Consider the following 15,013-nt stretch of genomic DNA (forward strand, 5'->3'; position numbering starts at 1 on the left):
AACCCTATTCTCCAAGAAGTTTTGCTAATTTCCCTGAGTATATATAACCACTAGATTTTAAAATACCTTCATTATCTTTAATGATTCCAAATTGAAATTCCAAATCTTTATCATAATTCACATAAACTGTAACCTCCATCCCTCCCATGGGATTGTAGTATAGGCTTTCATTATCAATTTCATACGATTTAATAACACCATAGTCAGTTAAGGCATTTTGATCCAATGCTTTCATATGGCTTTCATAAAGCTTTCTTGCCTCATCACTTGTCGCGATAGCAATCATTTCCTGTTTCTTTTGGTATTGGTGCATGCTACAACCTCCTACTGTGATTCCAATTACTGCTAAAATACTAAATAAAATAATCATGCTTTTTTTAGGTTTTTTCATGGTGCCTCCTTTAACCTGACCGTGTAACTCATCTATAGTATACCATAGATTATACAGTCGACTTTCATTAAAATATTTCTCACATATTTATTTTATAACTTCAAGAAAAGAACCACGAGTCAAATGCGATTCGTGGTTTTATAATTCATCGGCTATCTTATTGATTTTTCTAAGTCTGTGGTTGACACCACTTTTGGTCAGAGGGGTGCTGAGGCTGTCTGCCAACTGCTGGATAGAGTAGTCTGGGTGCTGAATCCGCAGTTGCGCTACCTCCTGCAAATCCACTGGCAGATTTTCTAAGCCCATGATATCTTTGATTTTACTGATATTGTTGATAGTCTTCATGCTGGCAGAAACTGTCCGAGCGATATTAGCTGTCTCGGCATTATTGGCCCTATTGAGGTCATTACGAGTTTCTCGTAAAATCTTAACCCGCTCAAAATCATCACGTGCCTGCATGGCTCCGATTACTATCAAAAAGTCCATAATGTCTTCAGCTCGCTGGAGATAGGTCACAGCCCCCTTCTTGCGCTCCAGCACCTTGGCATCCAGTAAAAACTGCTGAAGAAGGGAGGCAATCCCTTGCGCGTGATCCAGATAAACAGAACTGATTTCCAACTGGTACTTACCTGACTCCGGATCACGAATACTTCCATTTGCCAAGAAAGCACCACAGAGATAGGCACGACCCGCTTCCTCATCCGATAAAATCGCCTCATCAATACCTGTTTCCAAGCCAAAGAAGGAGTCGGCCAAATGCAAATCGCTCAACAAATCCTGTACCTTTTCATCTGTAAAAACGGTATAGACCCGATTCTTGCGAAGATTGCTCCTCTGGTGGTGACGAATTTCTGATTTGATTTCGTAGAAATGGAGAAAGGACTCATAGAGGTGACGGGCTAGCTTGGCATTTTCTGTCACGACAGACAAGGTCAAGCCCGAAGTCGAGAGACCGATACTGCCAGACATTTTGATAATGGCAGATAATTCATGCCGGCTCAGATGGTGTTGACCTAAGATTTCTTCTTTTACTGCTACTGTGAAACTCATTTTCTCACCTGTATAATCCGCATCAACTCATCCACGATCAAATCTCCATCGTGAAAGGCACCCCCATTTTCCAGACGAAGGAAGTTAGAGGAAATCACACGCGGAACTTGTTTACAAAGGCCAGCAAAGTCATGTTCCACCTGTACCAAGTATTCATCAAAACGGTTGGAATTCATGTATTCCTGAGGCACTTTTTCAATATTCACCAAGACAGTATCGATAAAAGGTCGGCCAAGGTGACGATGCAAGACCTCTACGTGGTCACTATCTGTAAAGTGTTCCGTCTCCCCACGTTGGGTCATGATATTGCAGACATAGGCGATTTCTGCCTTGGTTTCCAAAAGTGCCTGCCCGATTTCCTTAATCACGATATTGGGCAAAATCGAGGTAAAGAGGGAACCAGGTCCGAGGACAATCATGTCACTTTCAAGAATGGTCTGCACTACTCGACGACTGGCCAGAGGCGTATCATCGTTGAGGGTATTGGTCACATAGACATGGTCAATCATGCCTGGATGGTCTGCAATATGACTCTCTCCAGCCACTTCTGTCCCATCCTGAAAGACCGCATGAAGGGTCAAAGGATGGTCACTGGAAGGATAAATCTTCCCAGTTGTATGGAAAAATTTGCTCAGTAACTGCATGGCATTATAGGTCGAACCCTGCATTTCTGACAGGCCAGCAATAATGAGATTGCCCAATGGATGACCAGCAAAGGCTCCCGCATCTTCAGAAAAGCGGTACTGAAAGACTTTCTCATAAAACTTAGGCATATCCGACATGGCCACAAGGACATTGCGGAGATCGCCTGGCGGTGTCAATTGTTGCATATTTTTTCGAAGTTCACCTGATGAACCACCATCATCCGCCACCGTTACGATAGCAGCAATTTCCACATCTTTTTCACGCAGACTTTTTAGAATGACAGGAATTCCAGTTCCTCCACCAATCACCGTTATCTTTGGTTTTCTCATGAACGGTTTACCGTTTCCTTTCTTCGGTCTTTGTCGCGATGCCCTTCATTAACAGGCCAATTCTTGGATAAGTCCTGCGCCAAGCGTTTAGCAAAGGCCACACTACGGTGTTGCCCACCCGTACAACCCATGGCAATGGTCAAAACGGACTTCCCTTCCTTTTGGTAACTTGGCAAAATCGGCTCAATCAAGGCCAACAAATGCTGATAAAAATCTTCTGACTCAGGATGATTCATGACATAGTCATAAACTGGTTCATCTACACCCGTTTGATTACGCAGTTCTGGAAGGTAATATGGATTTGGCAAGAAACGGACATCAAAGACCAGGTCCGCATCAATTGGGATTCCGTATTTAAAGCCAAAAGACATGACTTCAATACGGAAAGACTGAGCTTTCTCTTGATCAGAAAACTGCTCTGCAATGGTTTTACGCAACTCACGTGGAGTAAGTTCAGTCGTATCCACCACATTTTGACTCATATTTTTCAAAGGCGCCAAGAGTTCACGTTCCAGCTTGATTCCATCCAAAATCCGTCCATCTGCAGCTAGAGGGTGACTTCGTCTAGTTTCCTTGTAACGCGCGACCAATTCCTTATCAGCTGCATCCAAAAAGAGAATTTTAAAGTCCAGTTCTTCCTTGTTTTCCAACTCATCCAAAACAGTTTGAATCTCTGAAAAGAAAGAACGGCTACGCATATCCACTACCAAGGCCAACTTATGGTCGTCTTCCTTTGTTTCCACCAACTGCAAAAACTTAGGCAAGAGAGCTGGCGGCATATTATCAATAGTAAAATAACCCAAATCTTCGAAGGACTGAATGGCAACTGTTTTCCCTGCACCACTCATTCCTGTCACAATCACCAAGTGAAGTTGTTTCTTTGTCATCTTTTTCTCCTTATATCAAAAGAAGTTTGGCTACACCAAACTTCAACTAGCTTATCCAATCTCTGCGATGACTTCGATTTCGACTTTTACATCACGAGGAAGACGAGCTACCTCTACTGCTGAACGAGCTGGAAATTCTTCTTTAAAGGCCGTTTGGTAAACCTCGTTAAAAGGAACAAAGTCGTTCATATCGCTCAAGAAACAAGTTGTTTTGACAACATGGTCAAAGTCTGTTCCTGCTTCTGCCAAAATAGCACCAATGTTTTTCAAGACTTGTTCTGTCTGTTCTTGGATCGTTTCTCCAACGATTTCCCCAGTTTCAGGAGATAGAGGAACTTGACCACTAGCAAACAAAAGGTTGCCAACGATTTTTCCTTGAACATATGGTCCGATAGCCTTTGGAGCTTTGTCTGTATGAATTGTTTTTGCCATTTTCTTTTCCTCACAATTTTTCTAAGATTGCATCCCAAGCCTCATCCATCCCTGCCTTGCTGACAGATGAAAAGAGGATAAAGTCGTCACTTGGGTCAAAGTTTAATTTCTTTTTGATTGCTGATTCGTGCTTGTTCCATTTACCACGAGGAATCTTGTCCGCCTTAGTCGCCACAATGATGACCGGAATCTCATAATACTTGAGAAATTCGTACATCTGTACATCATCTGCTGACGGGTCATGACGAAGGTCAACTAAACTAACCACCGCACGGAGATTTTCCCGAGTTGTTAGGTACTCCTCAATCATGCGCCCCCACTTTTCACGTTCCTTCTTGGAAACGCGGGCATAGCCATAACCAGGCACATCCACAAAGCGCATCTTGTCATCAATGTTAAAGAAGTTGAGAAGTTGAGTTTTACCAGGCTTACCTGACGTACGGGCAAGATTCTTACGGTTCAACATAGTATTGATAAAGCTAGACTTGCCAACATTGGAACGCCCTGCTAGGGCAATCTCTGGCAGTTCATCCTGCGGATAGTGGGATTTATTGGCCGCACTGAGTAAGATTTCAGCATTGTGTGTATTAAGTTCCATAGTCACCTCTAGGCTGTTTCTAGGATTGGTTTATCCGTTCCATCGACAGCTTCTTTAGTGATGCGGACCAATTTCACATTTTCCTGACTCGGTACTTCAAACATGACATCTAGCATGGTTTCTTCGATAATCGAGCGAAGACCACGCGCACCAGTTTTGCGTTCGATAGCCTTATTGGCAATCTCTTGAAGTGCTTCGTCGTCAAATTCCAACTCGACATCATCATAAGATAGCAAGGTTTGGTACTGTTTCACCAAGGCATTTCTTGGCTCTTTCAAGATGCGAACCAAGTCATCCACTGTCAATTGCTCCAGAGCTGCAAAGACTGGCAAGCGCCCAATCAACTCTGGGATAATACCAAATTTTTGAATATCTTCTGCGATGATTTCTTGCATGTAAGAGCTGTTTTCATCAATCGCTTTATTGTTTTGACCAAAGCCGATAACCTTTTCACCCAGACGTTGTTTGACAATTTCTTCGATACCATCAAAGGCACCACCCACGATGAAGAGGATATTTTTTGTATCCACTTGAATCATCTCTTGTTGTGGATGTTTACGTCCACCTTGAGGTGGTACGCTGGCAACGGTTCCCTCGATAATCTTGAGAAGGGCTTGTTGTACCCCTTCACCAGAAACATCACGTGTGATAGAAACGTTCTCGCTTTTCTTGGCAATCTTGTCAATTTCATCCACGTAGATAATCCCACGCTCTGCACGTTCGATGTTAAAGTCAGCAGCCTGCAATAGTTTGAGGAGAATATTTTCCACATCCTCACCCACATAACCAGCCTCAGTCAGAGCTGTCGCATCTGCAATCGCAAAAGGCACATTCAAGCTCTTAGCCAAGGTCTGAGCAAGGAAAGTTTTCCCTGAACCAGTTGGTCCAATCATCAAGATGTTTGACTTCTGCAAATCCACATCTTCTGACTCTTCACGCGTATCGTGGAAATTAATACGTTTGTAGTGGTTGTAAACAGCTACTGCCAAGGCACGTTTAGCACGATCTTGACCGATTACATAGTGGTTCAAGATATGGAGGAGTTCGATTGGTTTTGGCACTTCAGACAAGTCTGCCAAGACTTCTTCCGCCAACTCCTCACGAATGATTTCCTGGGCTAACTCCACACATTCATTACAGATAAAGGCGTTGTTACCTGCGATTATTTTTTGTACTTCTTCTTGGCTTTTGCCACAAAATGAGCAATAAACCATCATATCATTATTCCTATTTGTAGGCATGATTTCCTTCCGTTCTATTCTATACTGTCATTCTATCTAAAATAAGGTCATGTAAAAAGCATGGATACTATTGACCAAATTGGTAAAGGCACTTAACCAGAGCAGGACAGAAAGTCCATAGCGCTTTTTACGAAAAGCCTGTGCTCCTGCAAGCAAGCAGACCAAACACAGCATGGCTGTGAAAAAACCAAATATACTACGTTCCATTAGACTTCCTTTCTCTTGCGGTATTGGATGGTAAAATCATAAGGATTTTTCTCATCTTTAGCGTAAAATTTGCTTGAAACTGTCTCAAAAAGAGACAAGTCAAAGTCTTCAGGGAAATAGGTATCTCCTTCCACCCGTGCATGGATTTGAGTGACAATGACTTCATCCAAATAGGGTTCAAAAGCCTGAAAAATTTGCTTTCCACCGATAATATAGAGATTCTTGTCTTGACCCTGATACCAGTCTAGAACAGACTGGATGTCCTGAAAAGTAGTAACCCCATCTATCTTTTCTTCCAAATTACGTGTCAAAATCAAGGTCTCCCGTTTTGGAAGCAAGCGACGCCCCATCCCATCAAAGGTCACGCGCCCCATCAAGATAGCATGATTCAGAGTTGTTTCTTTGAAGTGTTGCAGTTCTGCTGGCAAATGCCAAGGCAGACGATTGTCCTTACCAATCACACCCTCTTCATCCTGGGCCCAAATAGCTACGATTTTCTTAGTCATGCTTCCATCCTTTTCACTGATAGTACTATTTTATCAAAAAACTCAAAAAAAGACTGGTTTGGAATGCGTTCAGTTTGATAGAAAAGAAGCAGGCTAGCTTTAGCCTGCTTCTCCTGTCCCTAGGACATACGTTTCTTTGCTTCTAATTCAATTTTTTTGACTACTTCTTGAATGTTCAATCCAGTTGTATCAAGGTAGACAGCGTCCTCTGCTTGTTTGAGAGGCGAAGTCTCACGATGACTATCCTTGTAGTCACGCGCAGCAATTTCCTCTTTTAGGGTTTCAAGGTCTGTTTCAATTCCCTTGGCAATATTTTCCTTGTAACGGCGTTCTGCTCTTTCATCAACAGAAGCTACTAAGAAAATTTTCAATTCTGCTTGTGGCAATACAACAGTCCCAATATCGCGACCATCCATGACAATCCCACCTTGCTGGGCAATCTCTTGTTGGAGAGAAACTAGTTTCTCACGTACTTCAGGAATTGCTGCAATAGCAGAAACATGATTGGTCACTTCATTTTCACGAATAGGATGAGTAATGTCCACATCTCCTACAAAGACAAGTTGTTCTCCAGTTTCTGAGCGCCCAAAGCTGATTGGATGCTGGTCCAATAAGGCTAAAAGTTCCTCAATTTCTTCCACTCCTAACTGGTGTTTCAGAGCCATATAGGTCGCCGCACGATACATAGCACCTGTATCTAGATAGGTATAACCAAAATTTTTAGCAATAATCTTAGCAACCGTACTCTTACCGCTTGAAGCTGGACCATCGATAGCAATTTGAATTGTTTTCATATCAACTCCTATTTGATTTTGATAACATCACCTGGATTAGCAAACCAAGACCCTGTAGCCATATGTCCAGGATTCAAGGCCTCTAGCTGAGCAATCGAGATTCCTGCACGAGCGGCAATGGTTGCTTCTCCTTCTCCAGCCTGAACTGTAATTGTCCCTTCACTATCAGTATGCTCTTCAGAATGTCTTTCACTAGAAGAGCTCTCTGTAGAAGTTGCTTCTTCAGTCTTGCTAGATGAAGATGCGGATTCTTCTGTTACAGAGGTTGAAACAGGGGCAGATGAATCATAAAAATCTTTCAAGGCTGCTGTACGATTACTCCCTCCACTTGAAAGGTAAATCAATACTATTATCATTACTACAACAATCACGAAAAAGAGACTAGCTAGAATCGTCAAGACACGATTTGCAACAATACCTGTACCTTTTTGATTACGTTGACGTCGTTCCGTTCTTGTCTGTTCTTCTTGATTCTCATAAATATCTTCTTGCCACGGTTCTTTTGCCATACCTTACTCCTTGTTTTTTTTTACTTTTCTTATTACAATATAAATATGAAAATCACACTTATACCTGAACGCTGCATCGCCTGTGGGCTTTGCCAAACTTATTCTGATTTATTTGATTACCACGATAATGGAATCGTGCGTTTTTACGATGACCCTGACCAACTAGAAAAAGAAATCTCTCCTAGTCAGGACGTCGTAGAAGCTGTTAGAAACTGTCCGACACGTGCCTTGATTAAAGATTAACTCTAATACCGATAAGAACGTTTCACTCCTTCTAGTTTAGCATATTTCCATGCAAAATTATAGTCTTTTCTCTTTATTTTTTTCTGTAAAATCAGGAAGGTCACTTTTTTCTTTGATAAGATAAAGTGGTCTTTTTTTAGTCTCTAGATAAATCTTACTGATATACTTGCCGAGAATCCCAATGGTCAAGAGTTGAATCCCACCAAGGAAGAGAATAACAGCCATCAGAGAGGTCCAACCTGATGTCGGATTGCCCAAAATGAGGGTCCGAACCACAACAAAAAAGGTCATAAGAAGAGAAATAAAACAAGATAGGAGACCTGCCACAAAGGCGATAATCAAGGGAAAATCTGAAAAATTAACAATCCCTTCAATGGAGTAGAAAAAGAGTTGCCTAAAACTCCAACTGGTATTGCCAGCCTGCCTTTCGACATTTGGATAGTCCAGATAGTGGGTTTTAAAGCCGACCCAGGCAAAGAGTCCCTTCGAAAAGCGATTGGACTCAGTCAAGCTTAAAATGGCATCCACTACAGATCTTCTCATCATGCGAAAATCACGGACACCTGACGGCAAGGCTACTGGACTAATTTTTTTCATGAAGCCATAAAAGAGATCAGCACAGAAACTGCGAAAGAAGGGTTCTCCCGCCCGACTAGTTCTCCGTGTTCCTACACAGTCTAAATCTGCATTTTGGTCTAGTAAGTTTTTCATCTCAAGCAACATACTAGGAGGATCTTGGAGGTCTGCATCCATCACCACCACCAAATCTCCTGTCGCATATTGCAAGCCTGCATAGAGGGCTGCTTCTTTGCCAAAATTTCGTGAGAAAGAAAGATAATGAACTGCCGGATTTTGCTCCCGATAGGTCTTTAAGAGTTCCAAGGTTCCATCACTTGATCCATCGTCGATAAAGACATACTCGATTTCTGTTTCCAAATCTGGAAGTAAAGCTTCCAAAGCCTGATAAAAAAGAGGAAGTACTTCCTCTTCGTTTAAACAGGGGACAATGATTGACATCACCATCTTAGTCTTCAAATCCATTTGGATGCTTACTTTGCCAACGCCATGCGTCTTCACACATTTGGGTGATGCCGAGTTCTGCTTCCCAGCCGAGTTCTGCTTTGGCTTTTGCAGGATCTGAATAGCAGGCTGCAATATCACCTGGGCGACGGTCTACGATGCGGTAAGGAATTGGACGTCCGACTGCTTTTTCCATGTTTTGGATAATTTCAAGAACTGAGTAGCCTTTACCTGTTCCAAGGTTATAAACGTTTAGGCCTGAACCTTTTTGGATTTTTTGTAGAGCTGCGACGTGACCTTTAGCCAAATCGACAACGTGAATATAGTCACGAACACCAGTTCCGTCTTCCGTATCGTAATCGTCTCCAAACACTTGCACTTGCTCTAATTTTCCAACGGCTACTTGAGTCACATATGGCAAGAGATTGTTTGGAATACCGTTTGGATTTTCTCCCAAATCTCCGCTCTCATGAGCTCCGATTGGGTTAAAGTAACGAAGCAAGACCACATTCCATTCTGAGTCTGCCTTGTAGATATCCGTCAAAATTTCCTCTAGCATAAGCTTAGTGCGGCCATATGGATTGGTCACTGAAAGAGGGAAATCTTCCAAGATGGGCACTGTATGAGGATCTCCGTAAACTGTCGCAGAAGAACTGAAAATGATGTTTTTACAGTTGTTTTCTTCCATGACCTTCAAAAGACTAACAGTTCCAGCGATATTGTTGTCATAGTAGGCAAGAGGAATACGGGTTGATTCGCCGACAGCCTTCAAGCCAGCAAAGTGAATGACACCAGTTGGTTCTTCTTGTTTGAAAATGTCACGAAGAGTATCTGTATCACGGATATCTGCCTCATAGAAAGGCACTTCAACTCCTGTAATTCTCTCAACAACTTCTAAACTTTTGCGATTGCTGTTGACAAGGTTATCCACCACAACAACCTGATGACCTGCTTGGATTAACTCAATAACTGTGTGGGTTCCGATAAAACCTGCTCCACCAGTTACCAAAATCTTTTCTTGCATCTTCTTTCCTCGATTCTCGGATTATTTTTTCTTATTTTACCATTTTTGATAGGGAATGTCATTTGCCATCCTAGAGGGTAGGATAAAATTTCAGTAAAATTCTTATTCGCTTTTTGCTCGTTTGACATAGTTTTCAATTGGGTAGTTTAGAGGGTCCAAGGTCAACTCCTTGCCTTGGATCAGTTGAGCTAGATGGTAACCAATGATAGGACCAGTTGTGAGGCCTGATGAACCTAGTCCACTAGCAGCATAGACACCTGCCAATTCTGGAACCTGCCCAAAGAAAGGCGAGAAATCACGGGTATAGGCACGGATTCCCACACGCTCAGCTCTTGAAGTCGCTACTGCCAAGACTGGATAGTGAGGCAAGGCTGCCTCCTCCATTTGTTGGAGCAAGGTTTCATCTACCGTCAAATCAAATCCCATGTCATTTTCATGAGTAGCTCCTAGGGACAATTTCCCACCTGCAAAAGGAATCAAATCCCACTCCCCCTCTGGCATAACAACAGGGTTAGCTTCCATGTCTTGGGTAAGTTGATAATCTCGGAGTTGCCCCTTTTGGGGACGAACATCTACTTCATAACCTAAAGGCTCTAACAGGTGTCCCAACCAAGCTCCCGTCGCCAAAATAACCTGATCAAACAAATCTTCGCCAATCTGGTAACCCGATGTTAAAGGTGTCAGACTCACTTTTTCTTTGACCAGCTTGACTTGACTAGCTTCTAGCAAACGAGTCACTAAGAGTTGGCCATCTACTCTCGCTCCACCAGAAGCATAGAGCAGGCGGTCAAATCCCTGCAAGCCGGGGAATAATTCATTAGCTGAGGCTTGATCTAAAATGGCTAATTGCCCTATCAAAGGAGATTCTTCTCTACGCTGGAGGGCTAGTTGATAGAGTTCTTCCAACTTAGTTTCATCCTTTTTCAGGAGAAAAACTCCCGAACGCTGGTAAAAGTCGATTTCTTGTCCTGACTTCTCTAAATCAGCTAATAAGTCCACATAAAAGTCAGCGCCCAAGCGCGCCATCTTGTACCAGGCCCTATTGCGGCGTTTGGAAAACCAAGGACTGATAATTCCTGCTGCGGCCTTGGTAGCTTGACCTTGTCCATGGTCAAAAACGGTCACCTCTAGGTCACTTTCTTTCGAGAGGTAGTAGGCAGCTGTTGCTCCCACAATTCCTGCTCCGATAATGGCAACTTTTTTCATTGTTTTCACTTTCTAACTAGATATGGTGAAAAGGATTGGTCGATGCCTGACTAGGCAAGATATCAATATCCCAGCCCTTTTCTTCCTTCCATTGATTAAGAAGCTCTGCAATTTTTTCCACAAAAAGCACTTCGATATAATGACCTGGGTCCAATGCTAGCAAGCCATCAGACAGCATATCCTGCGCTGTATGGTAGTAAATATCACCAGTGATATAGACATCTGCCCCCTTTGCCAAAGCATCCTTATAGAATGACTGCCCGCTACCACCACAGATGGCCACTCTTGAAATAGGCTTCCGCAAATCACTCTCTTGATAATGTACTATTCGAATACTATCTAAACCAAAGACTTGCTTGACATGCTGGGCCAATTCCCCAAATGTCTGAGGCTGAACATTTCCAATTCGTCCAATCCCACGTCCAGGACCTGTCTCCTGCAGATAGGTCGTCTCCTCAATGCCTAGCATCTGACAGAACCAATCATTGAGACCATTTTCAACGATATCAATATTGGTATGGCTGACATAAACTGCGATGTCATGCTTGATCAGATCAATGTAAATCTGATTTTGTGGACGGCTAGCTACCAAATCCTTGATCGGACGGAAAATCGGCGCATGCTTGACAATAATCAAGTCAACACCCTTTTCAATGGCTTCAGCCACCGTTTCTTCACGAATATCCAGAGCCACCATGACCCTTTGGATATCCTTGTCCAAAGTTCCAATTTGTAGACCACGACTGTCTCCCTCCATTGAAAATTCCTGAGGACAAAAGGCTTCATATGCGTTAATTACTTCACTTGCTAGCATGGAGAACCTCCTTGATGGCTTGAATTTTATCTACTAGAATTTGACGTTCCTCTATATTTTTTTCTGGGATTTGATTAAGGGCAAACTCTAACTTATCAGCTTCTTTTTGCCATTTTTGGACAAAGACTGGACTGACCTCTTTGTACAAGAAAGGGCCAAAGCGAACATCACTGGCTGATAGCTTCATTTGTCCTGCTTCCACCACCAAAATCTCGTAAAACTTGCCAGCTTCTTCTAAGATGCTTTCAGCTACAATCTGAAATCCGTTGTCTTGTAACCAGATACGCAAATCGTCTTCACGATTATTGGGCTGGAGAATCAAACGCTCTACATGAGCTAACTTGTCCAAGCCATCTTCTAAAATCCTAGCAATCAAACGACCACCCATACCTGCAATGGTGATAACCGATACTTGGTCGGCCTCTTCAAAGGCTGCCAAGCCATTTGCTAAACGGGCTTGGATTTTCTCCTTTAACCCGTGACTTTCAACATTTTTAACCGCGGACTGATAGGGACCTTCTACGACCTCACCTGCAATGGCACTTTTGATTTGTCCTCTTTCGACCAACTCGATAGGCAGATAAGCATGGTCACTCCCCACATCTAGTAAAATGGCTCCCTGTGGCACAAAGGAAGCCACTAATTCTAATCTCTTTGAAATCATTTTCTCTCACTTTCCAAAACTATATTATTTCTTATTATACCACATTTCCGCTGGCAATCTTGCACCTAAAAAAACCGCAATCCTCAGATTGCAGTCTTTCTTTATTTTCTGGCTTGATAGCGACTAGTCAGGATGAAAATCAAGGTAAAGACCAACATCATGACACCATAAATAGGTAATGTTTGTCCTGTAAGTGTTGAAATTTCAAGCAATTTTTGAATTCTTGGGAAGAGAGCTGTGGCTAGGAAGCCTCCTACTGACCAAACAATCAAGAAGACACGCCAGAGAGTGAATGGCATGCAGGCTCTAAAAACTGATAAGAAACCAATTGACCCCAAGAGATAATAGAGTAGAGTTGAGATTTCTAACTCAGACCAACCTTGGCTACTTCCAAATATTTTCACAAAGAGTACGCTGAAGACGACCATGAGAGCGCTTGGTAGGGCACGAAGCATGGATCTTCTGAGGAAGTTTGGCTCGACAGGTTTGATATTTCGCTCAAAAGTCAGAACGAATGGTGGGAAACCTTCCACAAACTGGTCAATCATGGTAATCTGGATTGGAATAAAAGGGAAAATCAAGATCCATTCAGACCGTCCCAGAAGAGCACTGGCAATACAGATGACTGCGAGCAAGAATGAATAGATGGTCTTTATCAAGAAAATCGGGGCGATATGGGCAATGTTATTGACCACGCGACGACCTTCAAAGAGAATCTCAGGAACATCATTGAAGTCAGAGTTCAAGAGAACCAGATTGGCAATCTGACGAGTCGCAGGATCTCCCTCAGCCATCACGATAGAACAATCCGCCTCACGAAGGGCCAGAATATCATTGACTCCGTCTCCCGTCATAGCTGTTGTATGACCCGCTTTTTTCAGCGTTTGGATGATGAGTTTCTTTTGATGAGGGGAAACACGACCGAAAATCGCAGTCTCCTCCGCCATAGCAACCAATTCCTCATCCGTGATTTTCGAACAATCTACATAGCTGTGATAGTCCGCAAAACCAGCCTTCTGAGCAATACTGGAAACCGTAACTGGATTGTCACCAGAGATAATTTTTAGTCCTACTTCCTGAGAACGGAGATAGTCCAGCGTCTCCGCAGCTCCTTCTCGGATAGGGTCCAAGATTTCTAGCAAGGCTAGAGCCTGAATATCAGATGGTTTCTGCGGCTGGCGATGGTCTAATTTCTCCTGACTGAGAGCTAAGACCAAGACACGTGACCCTCTCTCCAAGGCATCCCTGGCTTCTGGGACCTCAGAATCCAACAACATCTCAGGCGCCCCTAAGAAAACTGTTCCCAAACCTTCTAACTCCATGGCTCCCCACTTGCGGTCGCTGGAGAAGGGAAGATTAGAGAGCATAGGATAGGCTACTTGGCCTTGGAATCGCTGGCGAATAGCTTGGGCAGTTGGATTTTTATCCTCACTATGGGCCATATAGCTAGCCAAGATGCTAGCAAGCGCTGACTCTCCATACTCTTCGGTCAAAGGAAGAACAGCCTCCACCTGCATCTTTCCTTGGGTGATGGTGCCTGTCTTGTCCAAACAGAGCATGTCCACGCGCGCCAAGGTCTCAACAGAGTACATCTCCTGCACCAAGACCTTTTTCAAACCTAGCTTGATAACTGCAGTCAAGAGCGAAGTAATAGTCAAAAGGGCGATTCCCTTGGGCAACATTCCTAGAAGGGCTGTCGACGAATTTACAACGGATGACTTTAGAGGTAATCCTTTTAAAAGCAAAGCTTCTAGCAAGAGAGCCAGACCAAAAGGAATGATAATCTTCCCAGTAAAACCAGCTAGCTTGTCCAGCGATTTCATGATACGGGAGTTAATAGGTTTAACGGTCTTGGCTTCCAGCATAAGTTTGGCAGCATAGTTGTCTGCACCTACATGATGAACTTGAGCCAAAACTGACCCACTGGCTAAGAAACTTCCAGACAAAAGCAAGGCGTCAACTTCCTTTTGCACCAAATCACTTTCCCCCGTTAACATGGCTTCATTGACTTCCGCAAAGCCTTCCAAAACCAAGGCATCACTGGGAATCTGCTCTCCTGCAGATAAACGAATGACATCTCCTAACACCAATTCTTCAGGATTCAGAGCCACTTCTTGGCCATCACGAATAGTCTTAACCTTTTCCTTGGTCATAAGATTGAGCTTGTCCACCATGTGTTTAGCACGCAGCTCGGTCACAATACCAGAAAAGGCGTTAAAGCAGATAACAGCAAAGAAGACCAGATTGCTCCAAGCCTGCACAAAAGCTAGCGCCAAAGCAATGGCAAAGTTCAAAGCGTTAAAAAGGGTAAAGACATTTCGTTTAACGATTTGCCAAGTGCTGGTGCTGGCCGATGCGGTAAAATCATTGACCAAGCCCTTAGCCTGTCTTTCCTTGACTTCTCTTTGGGTTAATCCCATAATCTTATTTTTATCCATAAATTCTATCATATC

The 15,013-nt window shown here is 43.2% G+C and carries 18 protein-coding genes; 1 reads left to right on the top strand and 17 read right to left on the bottom strand.

Going from position 1 to position 15,013, the window contains the following annotated elements:
• Positions 1-4 precede the first annotated feature (4 nt).
• From CBI42_RS08395 to CBI42_RS08445, 11 genes are all read right to left on the bottom strand, one after another.
• Positions 5-391 carry a DUF1310 family protein gene (locus CBI42_RS08395; protein ID WP_049491639.1) on the bottom strand — a complete coding sequence of 129 codons (387 nt, stop codon included), beginning with the start codon at positions 389-391 and terminating at the stop codon, positions 5-7.
• 138 nt (positions 392-529) lie between these two features.
• Entirely contained in the window at positions 530-1,441 is a 912-nt protein-coding gene (gene whiA / locus CBI42_RS08400) for a DNA-binding protein WhiA (protein WP_000011276.1), read from the bottom strand.
• Positions 1,438-2,415: a YvcK family protein gene (locus CBI42_RS08405; RefSeq protein ID WP_001231075.1), complete on the bottom strand. Its 978-nt coding sequence runs from the start codon at positions 2,413-2,415 to the stop codon at positions 1,438-1,440. The genes whiA and CBI42_RS08405 overlap by 4 nt, the downstream gene beginning before the upstream one ends.
• Complete coding sequence (gene rapZ, locus CBI42_RS08410) at positions 2,412-3,302, bottom strand: RNase adapter RapZ (protein ID WP_094753754.1); 891 nt, start codon at positions 3,300-3,302, stop codon at positions 2,412-2,414. The genes CBI42_RS08405 and rapZ overlap by 4 nt, the downstream gene beginning before the upstream one ends.
• Before the next feature lie 51 nt (positions 3,303-3,353).
• Positions 3,354-3,734, bottom strand: coding sequence for a RidA family protein (locus CBI42_RS08415; RefSeq protein ID WP_001140420.1), 381 nt, complete (start codon positions 3,732-3,734; stop codon positions 3,354-3,356).
• Between the two features lie 10 nt (positions 3,735-3,744).
• Positions 3,745-4,332 carry a ribosome biogenesis GTP-binding protein YihA/YsxC gene (yihA, locus tag CBI42_RS08420; protein ID WP_000422605.1) on the bottom strand — a complete coding sequence of 196 codons (588 nt, stop codon included), beginning with the start codon at positions 4,330-4,332 and terminating at the stop codon, positions 3,745-3,747.
• Positions 4,333-4,340: 8 nt separating this feature from the next.
• The gene (gene clpX, locus CBI42_RS08425; RefSeq protein WP_012972566.1) at positions 4,341-5,573 is read right to left on the bottom strand and encodes an ATP-dependent Clp protease ATP-binding subunit ClpX; all 1,233 of its coding nucleotides are present in this window, start codon (positions 5,571-5,573) and stop codon (positions 4,341-4,343) included.
• 36 nt (positions 5,574-5,609) lie between these two features.
• On the bottom strand, positions 5,610-5,780 hold the full coding sequence (locus CBI42_RS08430) for a hypothetical protein (protein WP_094753755.1): 171 nt from the start codon (positions 5,778-5,780) through the stop codon (positions 5,610-5,612).
• A complete protein-coding gene (locus tag CBI42_RS08435) occupies positions 5,780-6,286 on the bottom strand; it encodes a dihydrofolate reductase (RefSeq protein ID WP_094753756.1) in 507 nt (168 codons plus the stop codon). Before CBI42_RS08435 ends, CBI42_RS08430 begins: the two co-directional genes overlap by 1 nt.
• 119 nt (positions 6,287-6,405) lie before the next feature.
• Positions 6,406-7,080: a (d)CMP kinase gene (gene cmk / locus CBI42_RS08440; RefSeq protein ID WP_049487135.1), complete on the bottom strand. Its 675-nt coding sequence runs from the start codon at positions 7,078-7,080 to the stop codon at positions 6,406-6,408.
• Positions 7,081-7,088: 8 nt separating this feature from the next.
• Positions 7,089-7,589 (bottom strand): SAG1386/EF1546 family surface-associated protein, encoded by a 501-nt coding sequence (locus CBI42_RS08445; protein WP_094753757.1) that lies wholly within the window; start codon positions 7,587-7,589, stop codon positions 7,089-7,091.
• A 45-nt stretch (positions 7,590-7,634) separates the two neighbouring features.
• Here CBI42_RS08445 and CBI42_RS08450 point away from each other — a divergent pair, with 45 nt between their 5' ends.
• The gene (locus CBI42_RS08450) at positions 7,635-7,832 is read left to right on the top strand and encodes a ferredoxin (RefSeq protein WP_161683526.1); all 198 of its coding nucleotides are present in this window, start codon (positions 7,635-7,637) and stop codon (positions 7,830-7,832) included.
• A gap of 57 nt (positions 7,833-7,889) precedes the next feature.
• Here CBI42_RS08450 and CBI42_RS08455 read toward each other — a convergent pair whose 3' ends face one another.
• The 6 genes from CBI42_RS08455 to CBI42_RS08480 all read right to left on the bottom strand — a co-directional run bounded on the left by CBI42_RS08455 (position 7,890) and on the right by CBI42_RS08480 (position 14,998).
• Positions 7,890-8,855: a glycosyltransferase family 2 protein gene (locus CBI42_RS08455; protein ID WP_094753771.1), complete on the bottom strand. Its 966-nt coding sequence runs from the start codon at positions 8,853-8,855 to the stop codon at positions 7,890-7,892.
• A 1-nt stretch (position 8,856) separates the two neighbouring features.
• The gene (gene galE, locus CBI42_RS08460) at positions 8,857-9,876 is read right to left on the bottom strand and encodes a UDP-glucose 4-epimerase GalE (RefSeq protein ID WP_061590355.1); all 1,020 of its coding nucleotides are present in this window, start codon (positions 9,874-9,876) and stop codon (positions 8,857-8,859) included.
• 102 nt (positions 9,877-9,978) lie between these two features.
• Positions 9,979-11,082: an NAD(P)/FAD-dependent oxidoreductase gene (locus CBI42_RS08465; RefSeq protein ID WP_179211388.1), complete on the bottom strand. Its 1,104-nt coding sequence runs from the start codon at positions 11,080-11,082 to the stop codon at positions 9,979-9,981.
• A 16-nt stretch (positions 11,083-11,098) separates the two neighbouring features.
• Complete coding sequence (locus CBI42_RS08470) at positions 11,099-11,896, bottom strand: Nif3-like dinuclear metal center hexameric protein (protein WP_094753759.1); 798 nt, start codon at positions 11,894-11,896, stop codon at positions 11,099-11,101.
• Positions 11,883-12,560 carry a tRNA (adenine(22)-N(1))-methyltransferase gene (locus CBI42_RS08475; protein ID WP_094753760.1) on the bottom strand — a complete coding sequence of 226 codons (678 nt, stop codon included), beginning with the start codon at positions 12,558-12,560 and terminating at the stop codon, positions 11,883-11,885. Before CBI42_RS08475 ends, CBI42_RS08470 begins: the two co-directional genes overlap by 14 nt.
• A 101-nt stretch (positions 12,561-12,661) precedes the next feature.
• Positions 12,662-14,998, bottom strand: coding sequence for a cation-translocating P-type ATPase (locus CBI42_RS08480; RefSeq protein ID WP_094753772.1), 2,337 nt, complete (start codon positions 14,996-14,998; stop codon positions 12,662-12,664).
• Positions 14,999-15,013: the final 15 nt, after the last annotated feature.

Origin of the sequence: Streptococcus sp. KR (genome assembly GCF_002238115.1) — a bacterium.
In the GTDB taxonomy this organism is placed as follows: domain Bacteria; phylum Bacillota; class Bacilli; order Lactobacillales; family Streptococcaceae; genus Streptococcus.

Bases quoted from the DNA above. Each gene is read 5' to 3' on its own strand.
- CBI42_RS08480 (WP_094753772.1), bottom strand. From the start codon at position 14,998: ATGGATAAAAATAAGATTATGGGATTAACCCAAAGAGAAGTCAAGGAA.
- CBI42_RS08455 (WP_094753771.1), bottom strand. From the start codon at position 8,855: ATGGTGATGTCAATCATTGTCCCCTGTTTAAACGAAGAGGAAGTACTT.
- CBI42_RS08405 (WP_001231075.1), bottom strand. From the start codon at position 2,415: ATGAGAAAACCAAAGATAACGGTGATTGGTGGAGGAACTGGAATTCCT.
- whiA (WP_000011276.1), bottom strand. From the start codon at position 1,441: ATGAGTTTCACAGTAGCAGTAAAAGAAGAAATCTTAGGTCAACACCAT.
- CBI42_RS08445 (WP_094753757.1), bottom strand. From the start codon at position 7,589: ATGGCAAAAGAACCGTGGCAAGAAGATATTTATGAGAATCAAGAAGAA.
- clpX (WP_012972566.1), bottom strand. From the start codon at position 5,573: ATGCCTACAAATAGGAATAATGATATGATGGTTTATTGCTCATTTTGT.
- galE (WP_061590355.1), bottom strand. From the start codon at position 9,876: ATGCAAGAAAAGATTTTGGTAACTGGTGGAGCAGGTTTTATCGGAACC.
- yihA (WP_000422605.1), bottom strand. From the start codon at position 4,332: ATGGAACTTAATACACACAATGCTGAAATCTTACTCAGTGCGGCCAAT.
- rapZ (WP_094753754.1), bottom strand. From the start codon at position 3,302: ATGACAAAGAAACAACTTCACTTGGTGATTGTGACAGGAATGAGTGGT.
- CBI42_RS08475 (WP_094753760.1), bottom strand. From the start codon at position 12,560: ATGATTTCAAAGAGATTAGAATTAGTGGCTTCCTTTGTGCCACAGGGA.
- CBI42_RS08395 (WP_049491639.1), bottom strand. From the start codon at position 391: ATGAAAAAACCTAAAAAAAGCATGATTATTTTATTTAGTATTTTAGCA.
- CBI42_RS08430 (WP_094753755.1), bottom strand. From the start codon at position 5,780: ATGGAACGTAGTATATTTGGTTTTTTCACAGCCATGCTGTGTTTGGTC.
- CBI42_RS08435 (WP_094753756.1), bottom strand. From the start codon at position 6,286: ATGACTAAGAAAATCGTAGCTATTTGGGCCCAGGATGAAGAGGGTGTG.
- CBI42_RS08450 (WP_161683526.1), top strand. From the start codon at position 7,635: ATGAAAATCACACTTATACCTGAACGCTGCATCGCCTGTGGGCTTTGC.
- cmk (WP_049487135.1), bottom strand. From the start codon at position 7,080: ATGAAAACAATTCAAATTGCTATCGATGGTCCAGCTTCAAGCGGTAAG.
- CBI42_RS08415 (WP_001140420.1), bottom strand. From the start codon at position 3,734: ATGGCAAAAACAATTCATACAGACAAAGCTCCAAAGGCTATCGGACCA.
- CBI42_RS08465 (WP_179211388.1), bottom strand. From the start codon at position 11,082: ATGAAAAAAGTTGCCATTATCGGAGCAGGAATTGTGGGAGCAACAGCT.
- CBI42_RS08470 (WP_094753759.1), bottom strand. From the start codon at position 11,896: ATGCTAGCAAGTGAAGTAATTAACGCATATGAAGCCTTTTGTCCTCAG.